The sequence below is a fragment of the Agrobacterium sp. SUL3 genome (assembly GCF_001263295.1).
Lineage (GTDB): Bacteria > Pseudomonadota > Alphaproteobacteria > Rhizobiales > Rhizobiaceae > Agrobacterium > Agrobacterium tomkonis.
Window position 1 is genome coordinate 110,067 of the sequence record NZ_KQ414511.1, and the last position, 24,029, is coordinate 134,095.

The following is a 24,029-nucleotide window of genomic DNA, read 5'->3' on the forward strand; positions in this document are numbered from 1 at the left end:
CTAGTCACGTCTCTGCCCCAAACAATTCACATTTTGGCTCTTTGATCTCCGCATTCTCCCATCAAGTTCAGTTTCCAGAGGGGCGATTAACCCGACGATTTTTACACCGCGTCTGAAAACAATGTTTTGAGTGCAGAGCGGTCCTGAAAGGAGAATAGCATGCGTATTTTCGTAGCAACCCTTATGGCTTCGACCATGGCAGCTGCCGGCTTTTCGGCTGCTTACGCCGCTGACGCCGTAAACGAAGTGCCGCAGGCACCGGTGTCCTACGACCAGCCCGCACCGGTCAAGGATTGGTCCGGCGCTTACCTCGGTGGTACGGTCAACTATGACTGGGGCCGTTTCAGCTCCAGCAATGATGGCCGTGATGCCAAGGGCTTCGGCGGCGGCCTCTACGGTGGTTACAACATGCAGAGCGGCCAGATCGTTTACGGTGCTGAAGCAGACGTGAACCTGGGCGACGAGAAGGGCTCTGCCGGTACGGTTGCCGGCAATGCCATCGAAGGCAAGCAGGGCGTCAACGGCTCGCTGCGTGGCCGCGTCGGTTACGACATGAACCCGTTCCTGCTCTATGGTACGGCCGGTCTTGCTGTCTCCGACAACAAGGTGCGTGACGCGACCTCCAAGGACAGCGCTACTGCCCTCGGTTATACCGTCGGTGCCGGTGTTGAAGCCATGGTGACCGACAACATCACCGCCCGTCTGGAATATCGCTACAGCGACTACCAGAAGAAGGACTACGGTCTCGACTCCGGCGCATTCTCGCGCGGTTTCGACGATCACTCCGTCAAGGCCGGTATCGGCGTCAAGTTCTGATCCTTCACGGATCGGTAAAGGAAAAGCCGGGGCGCAAACCCCGGCTTTTTTGTTTTTCTGGCCTGTCGGGAGCGCCCGGCGACGTGGGCCGGGCACCATTCCGCTTCGCCTCAGGCGGCTGCCTTCATTTCCGCATAGGCTTCGAAGCGCTTGCCGAAAGTCTCTGGCCATTGTGACAGCGCATCGCGTCCTTCGGCCCATTCACCGGCAAAACGCAAGTCGAGATAACCGATCATCGCTGCCAGGGCGAAATGGCCGCCATGCAGCTTCTTGCCGGTCTTGGGCAGGTTCGCGTTCAGATGGTCGAGGCCCCGGACCACTTTTTTCCACTGCTTGTCGATCCACGGCTGATGGAGCTTGTCTTCCGGGCGAAAACGGCGCTCGTAAACGATGGCCAACAGGCAATCCATGATGCCGTCGCAAAGCGCTTCCAGAATTTCCGCTTCCGTGCGCTTGCCGTCCTTTTTCGGGTACAGCTTGCCGCCGGAAAGACGGTTGAGATAATGCATGATCGCCACGCTGTCATAAACCGAGCCGCCGTCATCCAGCAGCAGGACCGGGATTTTGCCGAGCGGATTATTCTCCATCAGCGTGGCGGGCTCGGCGCTGGCGTCGACGCGCACATCGGTAATCTCGATGCCGAGATGGCGGGCGGCCATGCGCACCTTGGCGGAATAGGGGGATGCGGGCGAATAAAGCAGTTCCATGGTTGGGTCCTATGGGGTTGACTAGCGTATCGGGATGATTTCGGTGGAGCCGGCGCGGCAGCCTTTGCGGTCAAGCTCGGGGCAGTCGCGGAATGTCATGTCCCTGTTGAGGCAGATCCGTACCTCTTCCAGGCGCTTTCCATCACAGCTGATCGAGATGCCGCGTTTCGACAGGCCGGGATTGGCGTCGGTGAAGGCGGTTTCGATGGCGTCGGCGGAAAGGGTGGCGGCTTGCGCGCCCGAGGCGATCTTGCCCGGCAGCGTCACGGCTTCAAAGGCGGCCCGCGTCACTGAAAAATAATCTTTCTGCGACAGGCCGGAACAGGAGCCGTGTTTGCGCCACTGGTGGCCGATCAGCCCCATGGAGGGCATGATATCGAACATGGTGCGGCCGATGGCGTCAGGCACACGGTCCGGTTCGCCGCTTTTGCAGAATTCGGGATAGCCGTTTTCATTTTGCGGCCAGAGCCCATGCACGACGAAGCCGTAACGCCTGTCGCTGCCGCATTGCTGGCGATTGCCGGAACCTTCTGAACTGGCGCAGAATGCCGGAGACCAGGATAATGACAGCACGTAAAAATCAAAACCCGTGCCGCGAGGGGCGGGGTTGGTGACCGTGTCACGCCGGGAAGTTTCGGGCTGGGAGTGCCCGGCGGGTTGCGACGGGGGATACATGGTCCAGCCATTCGAGGAATTGTTTGAGGCGGGTTTTTCCTGCGAGAACCAAAGGGCCGCAAGCGACAGAAGACCGAAGGCGATGAAACCGGCATAACGCTTCATTCCGTGCACGCTCTCCGGAAAATGGAAGACCTCATATCGCCTGCTGGCGACAAATCGGTCTTACATAAATTTGTGAACGAGGCAAACGGGCAAAAAGGTTGAAAGCTTCGCCGCATAACGAATAGACTCTGGCGAATCTTCCGCGAAAGACGGAAGGGGGCTGGGGTGAAGCTGGAGGAATTAGGCGGCATGACCGCATGAGATTTAAGAAATATATCTGGCCTGTCGTTGGTCTGGCGACGATCGGGTTTTCAGCCTGGCTGCTTTATCATGAGCTGCGCGGTCTTTCGCTCGATGATCTCTGGGAAAGCTTCATGGCCATCCGTGTGCGAGACTGGGTGTGCTCCGGCATGGCCACGCTGCTGGCCTATGCCGCGCTTGCCGGCTACGACCGCATTGCGCTCCAGCATCTCGGTCGCAAGGTGAACTGGCTCTTCATCACGCTCACATCCTTCACCACCTATGCGCTTTCCCACAATGTCGGCGCCTCCGTGTTTTCCGGCGCCGTGGTGCGCTACCGCGCCTACACGTCCAAGGGCTTGAGCGCTGCCGAGGTCGGCGTTCTCGTTGGCCTTTGCTCCTTCACCTTCATCATCGGAACTATCATGCTCATTGGCATGGTGCTGCTTTACGAGCCTGACATCACCGAACGCTTCACCGGCATTCTTCCCGTCGAGGCCTCCACAACAACAGGCATCCTGCTGCTTGTTATCGTCGGCCTTTACGTGCTTGGCAGTCTTCTGAAGTTGAAACCGCTGAAAATCCGCTCGTTTTTCCTGCCCTATCCGGCACCGAAACTGGTGGCGCAACAGCTGGTCATCGGTCCGATCGAGCTGATCGGTGCGGCGGGGATCATCTATTTCGCCCTGCCGGAGGCCGGAAATCCGGGTTTCATGATTATCCTCGGGATTTTCCTGATTTCCTTTTCGGCGGCGCTGATTTCCCATGCGCCGGGCGGGCTTGGCGTGCTGGAACTGGTCTTCGTCACCGGTCTGCCGGATATGAACCCGGCAGACGTGATCGCGGCGCTGCTGGTTTTCCGGCTGTTCTACCTCATCATTCCGTTCATCATGGCCCTGTTCGTGATCCTGTTCTTCGAGCGATCACAGCTTGCCCAGGCGCAGAAGCGTGAAGGGCTGAGGTAACCCTCAGTCCTCCTCCGGCTTTTCCTCGCCGCGCAGCCAGAAGGCGCGGTGAGAGGCGTAGCGGTCCTGCGCCATCACCGTTTTCAGGAAGGGCAGGAGCGTGTGCAGCTCGTCCTTCAGCGTATAGGGCGGGTTGACGATGATGAGGCCGGAACCGCTCAGGCCCTCCAGCCGGTCGCTTTTCACGGAAAGCTCGGCGCACAGCATCTTTGGAATGTCGAAGGATTGCAGCCTTTCATGGAAATCCTTGATCGGCGCGCCTTTTTTCAGGGGATACCACAGGCAATAGGTGCCGGTGGAAAAGCGGCGATAGGCCTTGTTCAGGCCATCGGCCAGCCGCTGATATTCGTTTTCAAGCTCGAAAGGCGGATCGACGAGGATGAGGCCTCGCTTTTCCTTAGGCGGAAGATGTGCGCCGAGCGATAGCCAGCCATCCAGCTCGGTGACGCGCGCCTGATAGTCGCCCTCGAACAGGCGCGACAGGGCACGTGCATCATCCGGGTGCAGTTCCATGGCTGAAAGCCGGTCCTGCGGACGAAACAGCATGCGCGCGAGTTTTGGCGAGCCGGGATAAAATTGAATGCCGCCCTCCGGATTGAGTTCCTTCACGGCGGTGAGATAGGGTTCCAGCAGTTCGGCAATGGGGGCAGGCAGGTCGGCTTCCACCAGCTTGCCGATGCCGGTCTGCCATTCGCCGGTCTTCTGCGCCTCTTCCGAGGTAAGATCGTAAAGCCCGATGCCTGCATGGGTGTCCAGCACCCGAAACGCCTTGTCCTTGTTCTGCAGGTAGCGCACGAGGCGGGCGAGAACCGCGTGTTTGAGAACATCCGCGAAATTGCCGGCGTGATAGATGTGGCGGTAGTTCATGGATGGGTCTCGCTTGCAGATGGTCAGGATGAATATTCTTGATGGACGTCACTTCGGCCTTTTGGCCGCATCATTGATGCAATATACAAAAGCCATGAACGTTGCGACCCCGATTTCCGCTGAAAAAGCCACCAACAAGACTGAAGCCCGCGTTGGCCACACCGTCTGTCCGCATGACTGTCCGAGCGCCTGCGCGCTGGAGGTCGATATCAATGCGGAAGGCCGCATCGGCCGCGTGCGCGGCGCCAATAGCAATACATACACCGCCGGCGTGATCTGCGCCAAGGTGGCGCGGTATTCCGAGCGCATCTATCATCCCGGCCGTTTGCTGACCCCGAAGCGCCGCAAGGGCGCCAAAGGAGCCGGAGACTGGCAGGAGATTTCCTGGGAAGCCGCGCTGGACGAGGTGGCGGATGCTTTCGTCAAGGCGGAAGCCCGGCATGGCGCAGAGGCCATCTGGCCGTATTTCTACGCCGGAACCATGGGGCAGGTGCAGCGCGATTCCATCGAACGGCTGCGCCACGCCAAGAAATATTCCGGCTTCTTCGGATCGATCTGCACCAACATGGCCTGGACGGGTTACGTGATGGGCACCGGTGCACTGCGTGGCCCCGATCCGCGCGAGATTGGCAAGGCCGATGTCGTCGTCATCTGGGGCACCAATGCGGTGGCCACGCAGGTCAATGTCATGACCCATGCGGTGAAAGCCCGCAAGGAACGTGGCGCGAAGATCGTTGTCGTCGACATTTACGACAATCCGACGATGAAGCAGGCGGATATGCGCATCGTTGTTCGCCCGGGCACGGATGCAGCGCTCGCCTGCGCCATCATGCACATTGCCTTTCGCGATGGTTATGCCGACCGCGATTATATGGCGCGCTTTGCCGACGATCCGGCAGGACTGGAAGCGCATCTAAAGACAAAGACGCCGCAATGGGCGTCGGAGATTACAGGCCTTTCCGTCGACGAGATCGAGGATTTCGCAAGGCTTGTCGGCACGACGAAAAAGACGTTCTTCCGGCTGGGTTACGGTTTTGCCCGCCAGCGCAATGGCGCGGTCGCCATGCACGCCGCCCTGTCGATCGCCACCGTGCTCGGCTCCTGGCAATATGAGGGTGGTGGCGCGTTCCACAATAACGGTGATATTTTCAGGCTCAACAAGGCGGAGCTGATGGGAACGGCCTATGCCGACCCCGATGTGCGCCAGCTCGATCAGTCGCAGATCGGCCCCGTGCTGACGGGCGATGCCAATGCGCTGCGCCACGGCGGCCCGGTGACGGCGCTGCTCATCCAGAACACCAATCCCGTCAATGTCGCGCCCGAACAACGGCTGGTAAAGCAGGGTTTCCTGCGCGACGATCTTTTCGTCGCCGTGCATGAGCAGTTCATGACCGAGACGGCCGATATGGCCGATATCGTGCTGCCGGCCACCATGTTCCTCGAACATGACGATATCTACCGCGCCGGCGGCCAGAACCATATTCTGCTTGGGCCCAAACTTGTGGAGCCGCCGGAAACGGTGCGCACCAATCTTTTCGTCATCGAGGAACTGGCGAAACGCCTCGGCGTCGATCATATGCCGGGTTTCGGCCTTTCGGCCCGTGACCATGTCGACCGCATGCTGAAAGTCAGCGGTTGGGGTGATTTCGACACGCTGGCGGAGGAGAAGTGGATCGATGCGCAGCCGTCTTTCGAGGTGGCGCATTATCTCGAGGGCTTTGGTTATGGCGACGGAAAGTTCCGGTTCAGCCCGGACTGGGCAACGGGGCCGTCTCCGAACAAACCGCCGAAAAATATCGGTGTCATGGGGCCGGTATCCGAGTTTCCGAAATTCCCGGATCAGGTGGATGTCATCGAGGTTGCCGACGCGGATCATCCCTTCCGACTGGCGACATCGCCGGCGCGTAATTTCCTGAACTCCACCTTCGCGGAAACCAAAACCTCCGTACAGAAGGAAGGCCGCCCGGAATTGATGATCTGTGCCGACGATGCCGCCGGTCGCGGTATCGCCGATGGCGACGTCGTCCGCATTGGCAATGCACGCGGCGAAGTACGCCTCCATGCGAAGATTGTTGAGGGCGCCAGGTCAGGCGTGCTGATTGCCGAAGGGTTGTGGCCCAACAAGGCGCATCTGGATGGCGAGGGCATCAATGTTCTCACCGGCGCCGATGCCGTTGCCCCCTATGGTGGCGCGGCTTTCCATGACAACAAGGTTTGGCTGCGCAAAGACTGACGGGACATGGAATGAGCAAGTTCGACAATGTGAAGATTGAAATTCTGAAAGACGAGACGCTCTCGAAGAACTGGTATCATCTCCGCAACATCACCTATGATTACACCAATTCGAAGGGTGAAACGAAAGTCATCCGGCGCGAGGCCTATGATCGCGGCAATGGCGCGACCATCCTGCTTTACGATCCGCGCCGCGAGACGGTGGTGCTGGTGCGGCAGTTTCGCGTACCAACCTATGTGAACGGCTATCACGGCTGGCTTCTGGAGGCGCCCGCCGGCCTGCTGGATGGTGACGACCCGGCCGAGGCCATTCGCCGCGAAGTCATGGAAGAAACCGGATATGTCGTGAAAGACGTGCGGTTTCTGTTCAAGTCCTTCATGTCGCCCGGTTCCGTAACCGAAATTCTGCACTTTTTTGCCGCCATCATCGATTCATCGGATCGGGTGGAGGAGGGCGGCGGTGCCGCACACGAGGACGAGGACATCGAGGTTCTGGAGTTTTCACTGGCGGATGCGATGAAAATGATAGAAACCGGCGATATCTGCGATGGAAAGACGATCATGCTGCTGCAATGGGCGGCCCTGAACAAAGTGTCCCTCTCCATCTGAGGGATTGTCTACGGAGTGATTATGGACCGTTCATTGAAAATGGCTGCTGCCGGCGAGGCGGACAGAATACGGCTGGTGGAAAAAGAGACGGTCTGGAGGGGCTTCGTGCATATGCAGAAGCTTATTTTCGACCAGCGCATGCCGGATGGAAAAACGATCCGCATCGTGCGCGAAGTGCACGACCACGGCAGCGCCGCCGCCATTCTGCTTTACGACAAAAAGCGCGACAGCGTGGTGATGGTGCGCCAGTTCCGCCCCGCCGCCTTCGTAAACGGCGATCCAAGCTTCATGATCGAAGTGCCGGCAGGCCTTCTCGATGACGACAATGCCGCCGACGCCATTCGCCGTGAGGCGATGGAGGAATCCGGCTACGCGGTCGAGAAGGTCGGTTATCTCTTCGACATGTATGCCAGCCCCGGAACATTGACGGAAAAGGTCAGCCTTTTCGTTGCGCATATCGATCTCGACGTGCAGGCCGGTCACGGCGGCGGCCTGGAAAGCGAAGGCGAGGATCTGGAAGTTCTGACTTACGGTCTCGACGAAGCCTTTGCGATGATCGCATCCGGCGAAATCACCGATTCCAAGACGATTATCCTGCTGCAATGGGCAATGCTCAACCGTCACAGCCTTTAATATTAAAGACTATGCGAAAACAAATAATGTTTCCGGTATTATACTCTAAATTACTTTAAATTCAATTAAAGATTGTTATTGATTAATTTATCAACCCAGATAAGCTTGTTGTGTCTAGGTTCACAAGCGGCTGGGGGCTGGCTATGATTTTGGAAAAAGGTTCGCGCGGCAGTGCCGTGCAAGCTGTCCAGGAAATTTTGAATTTTCTGCATTTCGAGGGGCGTAAATCGGCTTCTGCCGATTACGAAAGCCTCGAGACGGACGGCGTCTTCGGTGCGGATACGGAAGAGGCGATACTTTCATTTCAGGCGGACAATCAGCTTTATGAAGATGGTCGTATAGGGCCTGTAACGCTCGCTGCCTTGCAGCAGGCGTATGAAACGCGGCAGCGGGAGCTTTCGTCACCGCTCTCGCTGGGAGGTGAGGCAAATTACAGCCTCGAGACGGGTGATGCGGATCTCTTCGGTACGGGAAAAGAAAAAGGTTATCCGCGTGTCAGGCTGCGCAGCGACGTCATGTCCGCCTATAAGCAGGTCTACAAGGAAGTCCATCGCCAGGGTGGATTGATGACATCTTCCGGCGGCATCCGCGATTTGAACGCCACGGTCAGCAAAAACCGCAGCGCCACTTCCTTTCACTACTCAGGGCGGGCGCTCGATCTTTTCATCTGGAGCGGCATGCAGGATCCGGCGACCGACGCCTATGTCGCTCAGCGGATCGGTGAGCGTCGCTACAATGTTTACGCCCGTTGCTGGCAGGATAGGGCTGAAAAAGGTGCTTTGCCGCCGCAGCAGACGATCGCCGATGTCGTGACCAACAAGAACCGGGTCAAGGGAGTGTCCGTCACGGGCCATTTCCTCGACCTGACCGCCCTTTTTGCCAAGAACGGTTTCAAACCGATCCGCGCACGCGCAGCCTTCGAGAAGGGTGGCGATTATCTCGGCGCGGAATGGTGGCATTTTCAATGGGAAGTCGGGCTTGTTCCTGGTGCTTCAACCTTCGGTGCCGAATTGTTGAAGATATATTCCAAGGCAACCTTGGCCAACACGCCGCCATGGGCCTACCGTGATTATGTCTGGCAGCAGGACTGGTTTTAGATGCTGGCTGGGCACTGTGCCCATAAATTAAAGCCGCGCCTTTAACGAGGCGCGGTTTTTTTTTGGGGCGGACCTCATTGGGTGTCAGAACCGGCCCTTGATACCAGCGCCCACGAAAATCGACTGCAGGTCGCCGCCGCCGGCATTCTTTTCCGATGTCATGTTCCCGGCGCCCGCGCCGCTATAATGCGTGTCTCCGCGCCCGAGGCTGGTATATTCATAGGCGCCATCTATATAGATCGAGGCATTCTGGGTCAGGTCATAGGCAACACCTGCCTTCACCCCGAACATGCCGGCAACGTCGAATTTGTCGGTAAAGCGCATGTCGCGCAGCCAATGGTCGTCGGTTGCCTTTGCCGACACCATTGCGCCGCCTTCGAGGCCCGCATTGAGCGACCAGTTGCCGAATCTCTGGCCGCCGGTCAGGTTGCCGTAGAAAACCGGTATCTGCTGGCGGTACGTAATAACTTTTTCGCCATCAGCGAAATTGATACGCCCATCCCTTGGCGAGAAGAGGCTGTAAACGAAACTGCCGCCATTGGCAGTCCATTGCACATCCGTATAGCGAAAACCCACGCCTGCGCTCAGATATTGCTGCGGATCGTCCAGCAACATGCGATTGAGTTCGAGACTGCCTGAGAAATAGTGGTCAAGCCGGGTGTCATCGTGCTGGGAGCGACTGGCCCAGTTGTTCTTGGAGGTGTCACGGGAAAACGGTCGATACCAGTCATAGTCGGTCATGTAGCCGTCGCCCTCGAAGCCAACGCGGCCTTCCGCCTTGACGCGCCAGCCGGGTGCAAGCTCAAGCCCGAGAGAGCCGCGCAGCGCCATGGCGTTTTTCGTTTCCCATTCCAGCTCGCTCAGCTTGCTGCCGCCGATATGAACGGTTTCAGTTGCCCTGAGATTGAGAACACCGGCGTCCAGCGAGGCGGTAATGCCGCTTTGTTCGGCGGCGAGTGGCAGGCTGGTGCTCATCAGCAAAATTGCCGAAAGCGGCAGGGAAAATCTCGAAAATGGCATAATCGCTCCTGAATGACCGGAGGGCCCGAAATGCGGGGCCGTTGCAGGCACTAGAGATGATTATGGTAAATTATCGGTTTATTTTGCCGGAAATACCACTTTAAGTATTGTTGTACTTTAGTGGTGCCTTTATCAGAAAGTGGAAATCAGACTGGAATACTCGGATTTACTTTCATTGCCCGTGAAGACGGCTTTACCGCCTTCCATCCGCACCTTGCCTTCTGCAAGTCGCTTCAGGGCGAGTGGGTAAAGCTGATGCTCGATGCTCAGGAGCCGCGCCGCGAGCGTCTCGGCCGTATCGTCGGAAAGGACGGGAACAGCGCCCTGAGCGATGGTCGGGCCTTCATCCATGCCTTCGGTCACGAAATGCACGGTGCAGCCGGAAATCTTCATACCGCTGTCGATGGCGCGCTGATGGGTGTTGAGACCGGGGAAAAGCGGCAACAGGGAAGGGTGGATATTGATGATGCGGCCTTCATAGGGAGCGATAAACTCCCCGGATATCAACCGCATGTAACCGGCAAGGCAAATGATGTCGGGCGCGATTTCGCCGAGTGCGGCAAGAATGGCGCCCTCATGCTCGGCCTTGCTGGCATAGGTCTTGCGTTCGAAGACGAGCGTCGGAATGCCGAGATCCCTGGCTTTTTCCAGCCCGCCCGCTGAAGCCTTGTCGGAGATGACGCAGACGATCTCAGCCGGAAAATCCGCCGCCTGGCAGGCTTTCGCCAGCGACACCATGTTGGAGCCGCTGCCGGAGATGAAAACGACGACGCGTGTGCGACCGGACGACAAGGCGGCGCGCATCATAGGCCGAGAGCACCCTTGTAGATCGTGCCATGCGCGCCCTCTTGCCGGGCGACCATACGGCCGAGCGGGAACACGGTTTCGCCTTCCGCTGTAAGAGCGTCGGTAACCTTGCCGGCATTTTCAGCCGAAACGACCACGATCATGCCGACGCCGCAATTGAAGGTGCGCAGCATTTCCTTGGCCTCGACGCCGCCGGTCTTTGCCAGCCACGAGAAGACCGCCGGAACCTTGATCGCGTCGAGATCGATCTCGGCGGCGAGATGTTTGGGCAGAACACGCGGAATATTCTCCGGAAAACCGCCGCCGGTAATGTGCGCCAACGCCTTCAGCGCGCCGGTCTCGCGGATCGCCTTCAAAAGCGGCTTCACATAGATGCGCGTCGGTGTCAGAAGTGCTTCACCAAGCTTCCTGCCTTCGGCAAAGGGGGCAGGGGCGTCCCAGCCAAGACCGGAAACCGAAACGATCTTGCGTACCAGCGAAAAGCCGTTGGAGTGAACGCCGGAAGAAGACAGGCCGAGAATGACATCACCTTCGGCAATGTCGCCGGCCGGCAGAAGCTGGCCACGTTCGGCCGCACCAACCGCAAAGCCTGCGAGATCATAGTCGCCATCGGAATACATGCCGGGCATCTCGGCGGTTTCGCCGCCGATCAGCGCACAGCCGGATTCGCGGCAACCGGCGGCGATGCCGGAAACGATGGCAGCACCTTGATCCGGGTCCAGCTTGCCGGTGGCGAAATAATCGAGGAAGAACAGCGGCTCGGCACCCTGAACGACGAGATCGTTGACGCACATGGCGACGAGATCGATGCCGACGGTGTCGTGATAATCCGCGTCGATGGCGATCTTCAGCTTGGTGCCGACGCCGTCATTGGCGGCCACCAGAACCGGATCGGTAAAGCCCGCTGCCTTCAGATCGAACAGGCCGCCGAAGCCGCCGATCTCACCATCCGCGCCGGGACGCCGTGTCGAGCGCACCGCCGGTTTGATCTTCTCGACCATCAGATTGCCGGCGTCGATATCCACACCTGCGTCACTATAGGTAAGACCGTTCTTGCCCGACTGGCTCATGGCTCTCGTCTCCGCTGGTTCCTTTGGCGTCGCCATTCGCACGGCACGGGGCCTTATGCAAGGGTTTGAGTGGCAAAAGCTCCGGTTTTTAACGGCTTTGGCAGGGCTTGCGATGTGAGGCGCTCACGATGCCGGATAACCGATGCGACAGACGAGATTGAGCAGGCCGTCATTGGACGTATCGGAATTTTCCTCGATCGGTCGGCCGTTCTCGCCGAAACGGGCGACGATTTCGAAGCCCGCCGCTTCCAGCTGGCGGGTCTGGGTGGCAAGGTCGATGAAATAAAACAGGCCGCTCCAGCGATGCGCCTGATCCACCAGAATGGCATAATCAGGCGTCTTCCGGGTGGCCGGCTGCAGGCGCAGATAGTTGATCCAGCTTTGCGGATGCAGCGAATTCACCACTTCCCGCGGGTGCCAGGATCGCCGGTGCAACGGCATGCCGCCGGCCCGTTTCCACTGCCGGTTATGAAACGAGAAGATGAAATAACCGCCGGGCGCCAAAATGCGGCTGATGGCATGGATGATGGCGAGCCGATCTTCATGCCCGAAGGCGCTTAAAATCGCGAGCGCCCCGAGCACGCAGTCAAAGCGTTCCGCATCAAATTGTCCGATCGCCCGCACATCCATGTCGAGAAAGGTGGCTGTCGGGAAATTGCGCCGCGCCAGCGCCAGCATGGGTTGCGAACGGTCGATGCCGATATAATCGCCCACCAGCGGCAGGAGCGGTTTCGTCGTCCTTCCGGTGCCGACCCCGAGATCAAGCAGCCGTTTGCCGGCATAGGCATGGCGAAACTGGTCGAGAATGATGCGTTCGGCCGGGTAAAGCTGCTGGTTGTCGTACCACTCGGCAATGTCGGGGTGATCGAAAAGACCGGCATTGTGTTCCGCGATGCCATTTTCACTGGTAACTTGCATCGTGCCTCCGGTCGCCGGACATGACAGAGCGCTGCGGGCTCGCCCGACTATTATTTGATATTTGTCCAATATCGGCGGTCGGTCAACCTGCCGTTGCGGTCAGAAGCCCCGGAAACGCGGGATTTTGCCGGCCGGACGAGCCTGCATGGGAAAAAGATGGTCGGGCCTGCGGTCGCCTGTGGCCTGTGCGCAACCGCGGCGGTCTTGACCATGTGCATATGGGCATCCTATTTCCATCTTGGGCGGTGACGGCACGGCGACAAGAGGATGAATGAATGCAACCCCATGTAAGCGGTATGAGCCTGCGCCGGCAGGTGTTTTTCTGGATCGGCGTGCTTGCCGTCTTTGTCCTTTTCCTGATGGTCTTCAGCTCCATTCTGCTGCCCTTCGTGGCGGGCATGGCGCTTGCCTATTTTCTTGACCCGGTTGCCGACTGGCTGGAGCGTCGCGGTCTCAACCGGCTGATGGCGACGGTCGTCATTCTCGTCTCCTTCGTGCTGATCTTCGCGCTGTCGCTCATCATCATCATTCCGCTCATCGCCGCCCAGGCCTCGGAATTCATCACCCGTATCCCGCAATATATCTCGTCCTTGCAGCAGTTGATTGCCGGTGCCGATACCAACCTGCTGCCGGACTGGGTCAGCAGCCAGATCGACGCCGTGAAGGAGAATTTCTCCAAGCTCCTCACCGAAGGCGCCGGTTTCATCGGCACCCTGCTGACGCAGATCTGGAATTCCGGCAAATCGCTGGTCGATGTCGTGTCGCTGCTGGTCGTCACCCCCGTTGTCGCCTTCTACCTGTTGCTCGACTGGGACCGGATGATCGACAAGGTCGATAGCTGGATACCGCGCGACTACGTGCATACCGTCCGCCAGATCGCCCGCGACATGGACAAGACGATCGCTGGTTTCGTGCGCGGGCAGGGGTCGCTCTGCATCATTCTCGGTGTTTATTATGCCGTCGGCCTGTCGCTGGTGGGCCTGAATTTCGGCCTGCTGATCGGTCTCTTCTCCGGCCTTATCAGCTTCATTCCCTATATCGGCTCCATGGTCGGCCTCATCCTTGCCGTCGGTGTCGCCATCGTGCAGTTCTGGCCGGATTACATCTATGTGTTTCTGACGCTTGCCGTGTTCTTTTCCGGCCAGTTCATCGAAGGCAATATCCTGCAGCCGAAGCTCGTGGGCAAAAGCGTCGGTCTGCATCCGGTGTGGCTGATGTTCGCTTTGTTCGCCTTTGGCGCATTGTTCGGTTTCGTCGGCTTACTGGTCGCGGTTCCGGCGGCCGCCGCCGTCGGCGTGCTTGTCCGCTTTGCATTGTCGCGGTATCTTGAAAGCGATCTCTATCACGGACACGCTGCCAATCTTCCCTGGGAAGCCAATCCTGGCCTGGAAGAAAAGGAAACGTCCTCCGCCAAGGTGGATGGTCAGGGCTGACGATGACTGACCCAATCAAAACCGATAACGCCCGGTCGAAGGCCGAGCAGCTGCCGCTCGCATTTTCACACCAGGCCGCCTCCGGCAGGGACGATCTCCTTGTGTCCGTGTCGCTTGCGGCCGCCGTCAGCCTTGTCGATGAATGGCCGAACTGGCGCGCTCCGGTCGTCGTGCTGGCCGGGCCGCCCGGTTCGGGAAAATCGCATCTCGCCAATATCTGGAAAAACATCGCCGGAGCCCGGGATATCCACCCGCAGGCCGGCGGCGATGCCGCGCGCGCGGCTGAGAGCGGACCCGTTCTTTTCGAGGATGCCGACCGCCGCGGTTTTGACGATACCGAACTCTTCCACGTCATCAACAGCGTGCGCCAGCACGGCACGACGCTTTTGATGACAAGCCGGCAATGGCCGGGGGCGTGGCCGGTGACACTGCCCGATCTGCGCTCGCGCCTGAAGGCTGTGACGGTGGTGGAGACTGGTGAGCCGGATGAAGGGCTGCTGGCGCAGGTGCTGGTAAAACTCTTCGCGGACCGGCAGCTTTACATGGATGACAAACTCATAGGTTACATCGTCAATAGAATGGAGCGCTCGCTCGATACGGCCCAGACGATTGTGGACCGCATCGACAGGCTGGCGCTTGCGCGCGGAACGAGAATAACACGCCCGCTGGCGGCGGAAGTCCTCAATATGATGGACAGCGCAGCGGCGGGCGGCGGGCTGGACGTCGATTGACGACTGTCACAGTTCCGTCGTCAAACTGTTATACGGGCAAGAAGGACGATCACGCGATGCAACAGGATCACGGGACGGAAACAGGTCAGGGGATGGAACAGGGCATGGACGCTATCGCGCAGGAAGACTTCAACAAGGTTCAGCCGGTGACCGAGGGCGAGAGCCTCTGGGATAGCCCCGCCCGTTTTGTGAACCGCGAATTCTCCTGGCTCCAGTTCAACCGCCGCGTTCTCGAAGAAACGCTGAATACGGATCATCCGCTTCTGGAGCGGCTGCGTTTCCTCTCCATCTCTGCCGCCAACCTCGATGAATTCTTCATGGTCCGCGTCGCCGGCCTCGAAGGCCAGGTTCGCCAGAAGATCACCGTCCGGACGCCGGATGGCAAGACGCCCGCCGAGCAGCTGGAAGACATTCTGAAGGAAATCGACAATCTGCAGATGGAGCAGCAGGCCTCGCTCGCCGTGCTGCAGCAATATCTCGCCAAGGAAGAAATCTTCGTCGTGCGGCCTGCCGCACTGTCCGATGCCGACCGCACCTGGCTGGGCACCGAATTCGAAGAGCGTATTTTCCCGGTGCTGACGCCGCTGTCGATCGACCCCGCGCACCCGTTCCCCTTCATTCCCAACCTCGGCTTCTCGATGGGCCTGCAGCTCGACAGCGTCAACGGCCGCGAGCCGATGACGGCGCTGCTGCGCCTGCCGCCCGCGCTCGACCGCTTCGTGCGCCTGCCGGATGACAAGAACGCCATTCGTTACATCACGCTCGAAGATGTGGTCGGCCTGTTCATCCACCGGCTTTATCCGGGCTACACCGTTCGCGGCTTCGGTACCTTCCGCATCATCCGTGACAGCGATATCGAGGTGGAGGAAGAGGCGGAAGATCTGGTCCGTTTCTTCGAAAGCGCGCTGAAGCGCCGCCGTCGCGGCTCCGTCATCCGCATCGAGACCGACAGCGAAATGCCGCAGTCGCTGCGCCAGTTCGTGGTGCATGAGCTTGGCGTGCCGGACAATCGCGTCGCGGTTCTGCCCGGTCTTCTCGCGCTCAACACCATTTCGGAAATCGTGCGTGCGCCGCGCGACGACCTGAAATTCGAGCCTTACAACGCCCGTTTCCCCGAGCGCGTGCGCGAACATGCCGGCGATTGCCTTGCCGCCATCCGCGAAAAGGACATGGTGGTTCACCACCCCTATGAAAGCTTCGATGTGGTCGTGCAGTTCCTGCTGCAGGCAGCGCGTGATCCTGAAGTCCTCGCCATCAAGCAGACGCTTTACCGTACCTCCAATGACAGCCCGATCGTCCGTGCGCTGATTGATGCGGCCGAAGCCGGCAAATCCGTGACCGCTCTGGTGGAACTGAAGGCGCGCTTCGATGAAGAAGCTAATATCCGCTGGGCGCGCGACCTGGAAAGGGCCGGCGTGCAGGTGGTGTTCGGTTTCATCGAACTGAAGACCCATGCCAAGATGTCGATGGTGGTGCGCCGCGAGGACGGCAAGCTTAGAACCTATTGCCATCTCGGCACCGGCAACTATCACCCCATTACCGCCAAGATTTATACTGACCTTTCCTTCTTCACCTGTAATCCGAAGATCGCCCATGACATGGCGAATATCTTCAATTTCATCACCGGTTACGGTGAGCCGGAAGAGGGTATGAAGCTGGCGATTTCGCCCTATACGCTGCGCTCGCGCATCGTGAAGCACATCAACGAAGAGATCGAGCATGCCAAGCGCGGTGCGCCGGCGGCGATCTGGATGAAGATGAATTCGCTGGTTGATCCTGAGATCATCGATTCGCTTTACCGCGCCAGTGCGGCGGGTGTGGAGGTTGATCTGGTGATACGCGGCATCTGCTGCCTGCGTCCGCAGGTGGCGGGACTGTCGGACAATATCCGCGTTAAATCGATCGTCGGCCGCTTCCTGGAGCACAGCCGGATTTTCTGCTTCGGCAACGGTTTCGGGCTGCCGTCCGACAAGGCGCTGGTCTATATCGGCTCGGCCGACATGATGCCGCGCAACCTTGATCGCCGTGTCGAAACGCTGGTGCCGCTCACCAACCCCACCGTGCACGAGCAGGTTCTTTCACAGATTATGCTGGGCAATCTCATTGACAACCAGCAGAGCTACGAGATACTTGCGGACGGAACGTCGAGGCGCATCGAGGTGCGTAAAGGCGAAGAACCGTTCAACGCGCAGCACTATTTCATGACCAATCCCAGCCTTTCCGGACGTGGTGAAGCCTTGAAATCCAGTGCGCCCAAATTGATTGCCGGGTTGATTTCTTCCCGCAAGAAACAGGCTGAATGACTCGATCAGAAGCACAGGGGCGGCTGACCGGCCTTGCCCCCGTTTCCGTCATAGATATTGGTTCGAACTCCGTTCGTCTCGTCGTATATGAAGGTCTCTCCCGCGCGCCCGCGGTACTGTTCAACGAAAAGGTCCTCTGCGGCCTTGGCAAAGGACTGGCGCTGACGGGCCGCATGCATGAGGAAGGTGTCAGCCGGGCGCTGATGGCGCTCAGGCGCTTCCACGCGCTTTCCGAACAGGCGCAGGCGCAGGAACTTTACGTGCTGGCGACGGCGGCGGCGCGTGAAGCGGAAAACGGTCCGGATTTCATCCGCGAGGCAGAAGCCATTCTCGGCTGCGAAGTCGAGGTGCTGTCAGGTGAAAAGGAAGCGCTTTATTCCGCTTATGGGGTGATCAGCGGTTTCCATGATCCGGATGGCATTGCCGGCGACCTCGGCGGTGGTTCGCTCGAACTCATCGACATCAAGGGCAAAAGCTGCGGCGAGGGCATTACCCTGCCGCTCGGTGGCCTGAGGCTTTCCGAGCAATCGGATGGTTCGCTCGAAAAAGCAGCGACCATTGCCAGAAAACACGTAAAATCCTTCGCAAAGCTGCTGACAGCGGGTGAGGGGCGCACCTTTTATGCCGTGGGCGGCACCTGGCGAAACATCGCCAAGCTGCATATGGAAATCACCGGCTACCCGCTGCATATGATGCAGGGATATGAATTGCCGCTGGAGGAAATGCTGAATTTTCTGGAGGAGGTCATTCTCTCCAGGGACAGCAAGGATCCGGCCTGGCAGGCAGTTTCCAAGAACCGCCGTTCGCTTCTGCCCTTCGGCGCCATCGCCATGCGCGAGGTTCTGAAGGTGATGAAGCCGGCAAAGATCGCCTTTTCCGCGCAGGGCGTGCGTGAAGGTTATCTCTATTCGCTGCTGACGGAAACGGAGCGTGATCTGGACCCGCTGCTGGTCACGGCCGACGAACTTGCCATTCTGCGCGCCCGTTCGCCCGAACATGCGCGTGAACTGGCGGACTGGAGCGGCCGCACCTTTCCTGTCTTCGGCATCGACGAGACGGAAGAAGAAAGCCGTTACCGCCAGGCAGCCTGCCTTCTCGCCGATATCAGCTGGCGTGCCCATCCGGATTATCGCGGCCTGCAAGCACTCAACATCATCGCCCATTCCTCCTTCGTCGCCATCACCCATCCGGGCCGTGCCTATATTGCGCTCGCCAATTATTATCGCTTCGAGGGACTGAACGACAACGGCACCACCGAGCCGCTGGCGGCCATGGCGGGCGACCGGCTGCTGGAGCTCGGCAAGTTGCTCGGCGGCCTGCTACGCGTCGTTTACCTGTTCTCGGCCTCGATGCCGGGCGTTGTCGACCACCTGAAATTCCGCAAATCCACCAATCCCGATCTCGATCTGGAATTCGTGGTGCCGCACGATTATTGCGATTTTGCCGGCGAGCGTCTGGACGGGCGTTTGCAGCAACTGGCGAAACTGACGGGCAAGCGGCTGGCGTTCGTGTTCGAGTAACGCAACGGGAGAGCTTTATTTTGCGATAGGCGTTGCCGGCGGGGTCCAACGCTCGCAGAAGGCTTCGATGTCGCTTGACTGAAAATCGGCAAGCCGCGCCATGATCGTCTCGAACGGCCAGTCCCACCAAGCGATGGCGGCAAGCTGCTCCGCGATGGGTCGCGAAAACCGCTCGCGAATGATTTTCGCGGGAACTCCGCCAACGATGGTGTAGGGCGGCACGTCCTTGGTAACGACCGCTCCGGCTGCCAACACGGCGCCGTCTCCAATCTTTACACCCGGCAGCACAATAACGCCGTGCCCAATCCAGACGTCGTTGCCGATGACGGCGCGGTCCTGCTTTCGCCGGTCGAAAAACGCGTCGTCGCGAACGGCATCCGCCGAGTAATATTCCGGGCAGTAGCTGAAACGATGCATGGATGGCCGGTCCATCGGATGGTTGGGAGCGCCTATCCTGACCTCCGCGGCAATGGCGCAGAACTTTCCGATCGTCGCATCACCAACCATGCAACGGGGCCCGAGATACGAGTAGTCCCCCAGCTCGGCATTGTTCACCGCCGTATCCGCCAAAATTTCACAGCATTTGCCGATGCCTGAATCCCTGATGCTCGCTGTCGAATGGACAACGGTTTCGGCGATCTTTGGGCGATTGAATTGCGCGGTCGAATCCATGTCAGTCTCCGGATTTGCGCCTGCCTATCCGGAGATGATGAAGGGCTTGTGACGGTAAATCTTAAGAGGACCCGGTTGCGCCGGCTGCTCCTATTAAAGATCAACCCTGTACGCCGCTCGTGTCCTGCAACACCCTGTCTTCAGACAGAAAATCACGCGGAAGGCATTTGCCGTCAGTCGTGAGTTTCATCCGCCTTCGCTTGGCTCTTGCTCCAGTAATGGTCGGATATGTTTTGCGCATTCCGGATGATATGGGATGCGACTTCAGGGTCCCCGCCTTCGAATGTTTCCCCGTCGGCTCCGCATAGTCGCAGGAAGAGCTGCTGATGCGCGGTGGCGACAAAATATTCATAGGCGGGAGGCTCGATATCGGAGCCAATGGCCTGAAGTTCTTCGGCGGCCTTTGTGCTGGCGCGCTCAAGCGCCGCGTAAATTGCAGCCATCATCGCTTCTTCTGTTTGTTCAAATATATCCTGGGCTTGCTGTTCGGCGGGTGTCAGGATGGGGCAGCTGTCATTCACGGGGCATTTCTCCTCTTGGTGCGCCTCGTTTCGTTGCCCGATCATATGTCATGGATTGTGTCCGCATTGCGGGAAACGCCGGGATCAATGCATTTTAAAGTGGATTAACCGTGCCCCAACGCCTTCCTGATGCAGGCGCTGAGATAGGCATATTGCAGTGGTGTGATCTTTGCCATCGCTTCGGTGCGGGTGGCGGGCCTGTCTTGATAACCGACGGGAATATCAAACTGGGCGAAGGTGAAATCCCAGCGAATGTCATCGACGATATTGTAGAAATGATCGGCGCCGCTGACGGCGGTTTTGGCGATCTCACCGCCGAAAATATCCTGAACCACCAGGGCGGTGACGCTGCCCTGTCCGCGGGCGGGGTTTTCCCGCGACCACAGGCTGCTGGTCTCGCCCGACCAGCTTTTCCTCAGCGCATAATAAAGTCGTTCGGCATGATCCTGCATGAAGTGGTCTTTCCCGTTTCGGAGCCGGGCTCCGGGTCAGGCATGACTAGAAAAAAGCGGAGCGCCGCGCCTCCCCTGGAGGCTGCAAGGACGCTCCGCCCTGTTGAATATGCGCGGTCGCGCGGGTGGTGCCGGAACCAGTTCCGGCACCGTTTTGCTTACTTGGCGTCGAGCAGATCCTTGACTTCAAGGAGGACGAATTCGTTGTCATCAGCCTTGTCCAGTGCACGGCCGGCCGAGAAGGGCAGGTTGTTGTCATTGCCGACGATGATATGCGTGGCATCGACGCGGTCGACATTCTCGATGGTGACGAAAGGCATGTCGTAATAACCGTTGCCGCCGCCCTGGCGCTTCTTGTTATCAGGATCGGAGATCTTCAGAAGATCGATATAGCCGATCTTGCGCGCGGCCTTGCCGACATTGGCGTCGTTAAATTCGATCTTGTAGATGCGCTTGACCTTGGAGGCCCGGGCGAAGCAGTCGGCGGCCGGAGCCTTGGGGTCGGCGCAGGCCTTGTCGGCGGTGCCGGCACCATTGTCGCGCTCGATAACAAGAGCGGTCGCGTCATCAAGCATGTTGAAGTCGCCGATCGCCTCGCCGCCTTCCGCCAGCGGATAAAGCCAGGTGCGGCCGGTCCACTCTTTCTTGGCGGTGTCGAGTTCGATGATCCGAAGGCCGGTCGAACCGTCTTCGGTTTTCTCTACCTGGCCGTCAGCGGTGTAGAGCGGGCCTTCCAGCAGGCCGTAGAGCTTCGAACCGTCCTTGGAGAGCGCCATGCCTTCATAACCACCTGATCGTTTCAGGTTGAAGGCAGGCATTTTCTGCGTCGGGTTGCCGGGCAGGGCCAGAGCCGGGTGATCCGGGGACTTCACCTCGATGTCACCGGCCTTGGTGGCGATGACGTCGGTCAGCTTGCCGTCACGTGTGAATTTCAGGATGTAAGGACCGAATTCCTCGCCCACCCAGAAACCATCGGCAACCGGCTGAATGGATTCGACATCGAAATCGGCGCCCGTCAGGTAACGCTTTGCAGTGCCTTCCAGAACGATCGGGAAGGGTGCCTTCATGTCCGGGTCGGAGAGGAAGACGGTTTCAAGCGCGTTGACCTTGCCGGCGTCCCAGTCGAACTTCAGATGGTGAAGCATCAGCATGGCGTCGCTGGAATTCAGCTTGGAACCGAAACCATTGTCGGAAAGGCTCCAGAAGCTGCCGTCCGGCATTGCCTTGATGCCGGAAAAGCCCTGCATCGGCTGGCCGTTGAACGGCATGGAAAGGCCGGTCGGGCGAACGCCGTCCTTGCCGGGCACGGTGCCGAGGCCTTCAGCGCGCTTGCGGTCTGCCGTGGTGAACTTGGCGGACGTCTTGAGGTGCTCCGGCGCATCGGCCGGCGCGGCGATGATGGTGTTGGCCGGCAGAATGGCGTGGGAGACCAGCTTTGCCGGAAACTCCTTCTCAGCCGCGTGCGATGCGGTGGCGAGCGCGAGAACCGCGCAGGATGCGAAAAGAATGTGCTTCATGATGGAGACCCCTCGATACCTGTTGAAGACAGGATTGAGGCGATAGGGTCGCCGCATGACAGGCAGGTGATTGTCGTTTGAAGCTTTGATGAATTTTGATGACGGCTGCCGTATCCAAACGGAACGGCGCGGCTTTTTCCAGCCAATTGCCCTTATGCGGCAGGGGCCTGATACTGGCTGAGCGTGCATACACCCAGCGTTTGGCCACGGCCCTTGACTGCATGTTCGCCGAGATATTCGCTGCGCACACCCTTTGGAAGCACCAGCTGATGGGCAAGGTCGGCGGAAATCAGCACCGGGTGGCCGAGCATCTTGCTCAGTGATTCGAGTCGCGAGGTCGTGTTCACCGTATCGCCGAAATAGGTGATCTTGTGATGGTCGACGCCGATTTCTGCGGTAATGACAGGCCCGCCATGGATGGCAAAGCGCAGGCGCGGCACTTCACCGAAGCGGGAAATCCACATGTCGCGTTTTTCTTCGATGGTCGCCAGAATATCGAAGACACAGCGCACGCAGGCCGCCCGCCTGATCGCCATGTGATAGGGCCAGGTGATGATGGCGGCGTCGCCAATATAGTCATCGATGACGCCGCCGTGTTTCCTGACCGGTGCGGCATAGCTCGCGAAGATTTCGCCGAGAAACTCCTGGGCCTTCAGGTCGCCGTTGGTTTCGGCAAAGGAGGTGGAGCCGACAAGATCGATGAAGATGAAGACACGGTCTTCGCTGACCGGCCGGCGATAGCGCCCGAGAATGAGATCGATGAAGATGTCGCGGCCAAGAAGTTCACGCACCCGCATGATAAAAACGATGATGCCGCAGACGATGAGGGTGAAGACGAGCGTCTGCACTTCGGCATGCACCGCCCGTTTCCAGGTGCCGGGAAATATCCCGCTCAGCCACAGGATGGTGCCGCCAAGCCCGAAACCACAAAAAACGAGAACGGCATAGATGATCAGACCGACGGCGATATAGACCGGTGTCGGCAATGCGCTGACCCGCCGCGACAGGCCGGGCATGATGTAACCGCGCTCAAAAGCGAGAATGGGTGCGCAGGCGAATAGCGCATAGGTCGCGCCGATCAACGCGCCGCCGCCATATTCCAGAAAGGCGTAGGCCACCCCGGCGCCGGCCACGGCAACGAAGAGCACCACGTAATCCAGAATGGGCAGCAATTTTCTCATGTCGGTTCTTGGGTCTCGGGAAGGGAAGCCTTGGGTCTCGGGAAGGAAGAACTGGCCGCTCCCGTCGGCGAAGCTTCTGTTGCGGTCATATGCGACATTAATGTGGAAAATGCGCTGCAAAAAGTGACCTTTCTGTAAGGTCACATGAAGGATTGGAAAGGTTGTTGCCCTGTTGCCGCAAAACGGGTGCGCAGGCGGCATTACGTCTAATATGATGTTCTATAATAGACAGTTTCAAGCGGGGATTGCGGCCGGTCATCCGGCGAGCGGTTTGACCATTCGACGGGAAAGGCGGCAAAACGCAGCCGGTTGCCGTCGATCCATGCCCGGTCGAACAGGGTATCTCCCTTGCCGGCGAAGTTGGCGGCCGCGCAGGTCCTGCCTTCGACATTAAAGGGGGTGTTCTCCTTCCAGCCGCTCAGGCCGCAGCCGACGCCTTTCGGGTCGCCATTATAGTGCGCAACGACGTCTGCGTCGTTCGGCGTCATGGTGATCGAGGTGACGGTATGGGCAAAGAGCAGGCTGTCGTGCTCTTTCAGACCGCCATCCAGCGTGCCTTCGTAACGCACCTGCACCGTGGGTTGCTGGCAGCCGTTGCGGGCATAGATCTGCGAAACGGCGTGCATGCGGTCGCCGCGTATCGTGATGCGGGTGATGACGCCGTGCCAGTCGCTCTTGCCGATCCTCAGGCAGTCGGTCGTCCATTCGCCCTGAAGGTCGACCTTGCCGTCGTCGGCGCGGGCGGGAAGGGCGGCAGGGATGGGGAGAATACCTGCGGCCGCCAGAAGGGCGACCAGCAGCGGCGTGCGGGCAGGTTTCATGGAAAGACCCTCAAAGCGCAAACATCGGCAAAGAGATGGAACGCGATACGGGCAAAATTGGGGTAGAGCAGTTCCAGTCAAAGCGGAAACTCTCCAGCGGCGGGCGGGTGATTACGGCTCGCTTGCCGCACCCTCAACCGCCTCGACCTTCTTGCCGGCAAAACGCAGGGCCACTTC

General features: G+C 59.0%; 23 protein-coding genes. 10 read left to right on the plus strand and 13 right to left on the minus strand.

Annotated features, from left to right (window positions below):
- Positions 1-159 precede the first annotated feature (159 nt).
- Positions 160-816: an outer membrane protein gene (locus tag AKG12_RS21670; RefSeq protein ID WP_046798835.1), complete on the plus strand. Its 657-nt coding sequence runs from the start codon at positions 160-162 to the stop codon at positions 814-816.
- Positions 817-926: 110 nt separating this feature from the next.
- On the opposite strand, the gene AKG12_RS21675 is transcribed toward AKG12_RS21670, so the two are convergent.
- Together AKG12_RS21675 and AKG12_RS21680 are read right to left on the minus strand one after the other, a co-directional pair.
- Positions 927-1,523 carry a glutathione S-transferase gene (locus tag AKG12_RS21675; RefSeq protein ID WP_046798836.1) on the minus strand — a complete coding sequence of 199 codons (597 nt, stop codon included), beginning with the start codon at positions 1,521-1,523 and terminating at the stop codon, positions 927-929.
- 21 nt (positions 1,524-1,544) lie between these two features.
- Positions 1,545-2,303 (minus strand): ribonuclease T2 family protein, encoded by a 759-nt coding sequence (locus tag AKG12_RS21680; protein ID WP_052820367.1) that lies wholly within the window; start codon positions 2,301-2,303, stop codon positions 1,545-1,547.
- A 197-nt stretch (positions 2,304-2,500) separates the two neighbouring features.
- Here AKG12_RS21680 and AKG12_RS21685 point away from each other — a divergent pair, with 197 nt between their 5' ends.
- Positions 2,501-3,448 carry a lysylphosphatidylglycerol synthase domain-containing protein gene (locus AKG12_RS21685; protein ID WP_046798838.1) on the plus strand — a complete coding sequence of 316 codons (948 nt, stop codon included), beginning with the start codon at positions 2,501-2,503 and terminating at the stop codon, positions 3,446-3,448.
- A 3-nt stretch (positions 3,449-3,451) separates the two neighbouring features.
- Here AKG12_RS21685 and AKG12_RS21690 read toward each other — a convergent pair whose 3' ends face one another.
- On the minus strand, positions 3,452-4,315 hold the full coding sequence (locus AKG12_RS21690) for a 23S rRNA (adenine(2030)-N(6))-methyltransferase RlmJ (RefSeq protein ID WP_052820368.1): 864 nt from the start codon (positions 4,313-4,315) through the stop codon (positions 3,452-3,454).
- 28 nt (positions 4,316-4,343) lie between these two features.
- Here AKG12_RS21690 and AKG12_RS21695 point away from each other — a divergent pair, with 28 nt between their 5' ends.
- From AKG12_RS21695 to AKG12_RS21710, 4 genes are all read left to right on the plus strand, one after another.
- Positions 4,344-6,548, plus strand: a complete 2,205-nt coding sequence (locus AKG12_RS21695) for a molybdopterin-containing oxidoreductase family protein (protein WP_052820369.1) — start codon at positions 4,344-4,346, stop codon at positions 6,546-6,548.
- Between the two features lie 11 nt (positions 6,549-6,559).
- Complete coding sequence (locus tag AKG12_RS21700) at positions 6,560-7,156, plus strand: NUDIX domain-containing protein (protein ID WP_046798841.1); 597 nt, start codon at positions 6,560-6,562, stop codon at positions 7,154-7,156.
- A 21-nt stretch (positions 7,157-7,177) separates the two neighbouring features.
- Positions 7,178-7,789 (plus strand): NUDIX domain-containing protein, encoded by a 612-nt coding sequence (locus tag AKG12_RS21705; RefSeq protein WP_052820370.1) that lies wholly within the window; start codon positions 7,178-7,180, stop codon positions 7,787-7,789.
- Between the two features lie 143 nt (positions 7,790-7,932).
- The gene (locus tag AKG12_RS21710; RefSeq protein ID WP_052820371.1) at positions 7,933-8,886 is read left to right on the plus strand and encodes a peptidoglycan-binding domain-containing protein; all 954 of its coding nucleotides are present in this window, start codon (positions 7,933-7,935) and stop codon (positions 8,884-8,886) included.
- Positions 8,887-8,970: 84 nt separating this feature from the next.
- Here AKG12_RS21710 and AKG12_RS21715 read toward each other — a convergent pair whose 3' ends face one another.
- From AKG12_RS21715 to AKG12_RS21730, 4 genes are all read right to left on the minus strand, one after another.
- Entirely contained in the window at positions 8,971-9,906 is a 936-nt protein-coding gene (locus AKG12_RS21715; RefSeq protein ID WP_046798844.1) for an omptin family outer membrane protease, read from the minus strand.
- Positions 9,907-10,038: 132 nt separating this feature from the next.
- On the minus strand, positions 10,039-10,713 hold the full coding sequence (gene purN / locus AKG12_RS21720) for a phosphoribosylglycinamide formyltransferase (RefSeq protein ID WP_052820372.1): 675 nt from the start codon (positions 10,711-10,713) through the stop codon (positions 10,039-10,041).
- Positions 10,710-11,783 carry a phosphoribosylformylglycinamidine cyclo-ligase gene (gene purM / locus AKG12_RS21725; RefSeq protein ID WP_052820373.1) on the minus strand — a complete coding sequence of 358 codons (1,074 nt, stop codon included), beginning with the start codon at positions 11,781-11,783 and terminating at the stop codon, positions 10,710-10,712. Before purM ends, purN begins: the two co-directional genes overlap by 4 nt.
- Before the next feature lie 123 nt (positions 11,784-11,906).
- Positions 11,907-12,701: a class I SAM-dependent DNA methyltransferase gene (locus tag AKG12_RS21730; RefSeq protein ID WP_052820374.1), complete on the minus strand. Its 795-nt coding sequence runs from the start codon at positions 12,699-12,701 to the stop codon at positions 11,907-11,909.
- Between the two features lie 275 nt (positions 12,702-12,976).
- Here AKG12_RS21730 and AKG12_RS21735 point away from each other — a divergent pair, with 275 nt between their 5' ends.
- From AKG12_RS21735 to ppx, 4 genes are all read left to right on the plus strand, one after another.
- A complete protein-coding gene (locus AKG12_RS21735; protein ID WP_046798848.1) occupies positions 12,977-14,134 on the plus strand; it encodes an AI-2E family transporter in 1,158 nt (385 codons plus the stop codon).
- A 2-nt stretch (positions 14,135-14,136) separates the two neighbouring features.
- Positions 14,137-14,865 carry a DnaA regulatory inactivator HdaA gene (hdaA, locus tag AKG12_RS21740; protein WP_052820375.1) on the plus strand — a complete coding sequence of 243 codons (729 nt, stop codon included), beginning with the start codon at positions 14,137-14,139 and terminating at the stop codon, positions 14,863-14,865.
- A 104-nt stretch (positions 14,866-14,969) separates the two neighbouring features.
- Positions 14,970-17,168 carry an RNA degradosome polyphosphate kinase gene (locus AKG12_RS21745; RefSeq protein ID WP_046798971.1) on the plus strand — a complete coding sequence of 733 codons (2,199 nt, stop codon included), beginning with the start codon at positions 14,970-14,972 and terminating at the stop codon, positions 17,166-17,168.
- Positions 17,165-18,688 carry an exopolyphosphatase gene (ppx, locus tag AKG12_RS21750; protein WP_046798850.1) on the plus strand — a complete coding sequence of 508 codons (1,524 nt, stop codon included), beginning with the start codon at positions 17,165-17,167 and terminating at the stop codon, positions 18,686-18,688. Before AKG12_RS21745 ends, ppx begins: the two co-directional genes overlap by 4 nt.
- A 15-nt stretch (positions 18,689-18,703) precedes the next feature.
- On the opposite strand, the gene AKG12_RS21755 is transcribed toward ppx, so the two are convergent.
- From AKG12_RS21755 to AKG12_RS21780, 6 genes are all read right to left on the minus strand, one after another.
- On the minus strand, positions 18,704-19,360 hold the full coding sequence (locus AKG12_RS21755; RefSeq protein ID WP_052820376.1) for a DapH/DapD/GlmU-related protein: 657 nt from the start codon (positions 19,358-19,360) through the stop codon (positions 18,704-18,706).
- 173 nt (positions 19,361-19,533) lie between these two features.
- Positions 19,534-19,881, minus strand: a complete 348-nt coding sequence (locus AKG12_RS21760; protein ID WP_046798972.1) for a hypothetical protein — start codon at positions 19,879-19,881, stop codon at positions 19,534-19,536.
- 104 nt (positions 19,882-19,985) lie between these two features.
- The gene (locus AKG12_RS21765) at positions 19,986-20,333 is read right to left on the minus strand and encodes a YunG family protein (RefSeq protein WP_046798852.1); all 348 of its coding nucleotides are present in this window, start codon (positions 20,331-20,333) and stop codon (positions 19,986-19,988) included.
- Positions 20,334-20,491: 158 nt separating this feature from the next.
- The gene (locus AKG12_RS21770; RefSeq protein ID WP_052820377.1) at positions 20,492-21,850 is read right to left on the minus strand and encodes an esterase-like activity of phytase family protein; all 1,359 of its coding nucleotides are present in this window, start codon (positions 21,848-21,850) and stop codon (positions 20,492-20,494) included.
- A gap of 152 nt (positions 21,851-22,002) precedes the next feature.
- A complete protein-coding gene (locus AKG12_RS21775) occupies positions 22,003-23,031 on the minus strand; it encodes an adenylate/guanylate cyclase domain-containing protein (RefSeq protein ID WP_052820378.1) in 1,029 nt (342 codons plus the stop codon).
- A 206-nt stretch (positions 23,032-23,237) separates the two neighbouring features.
- Positions 23,238-23,852: a hypothetical protein gene (locus AKG12_RS21780; protein ID WP_046798855.1), complete on the minus strand. Its 615-nt coding sequence runs from the start codon at positions 23,850-23,852 to the stop codon at positions 23,238-23,240.
- Positions 23,853-24,029 lie beyond the last annotated feature (177 nt).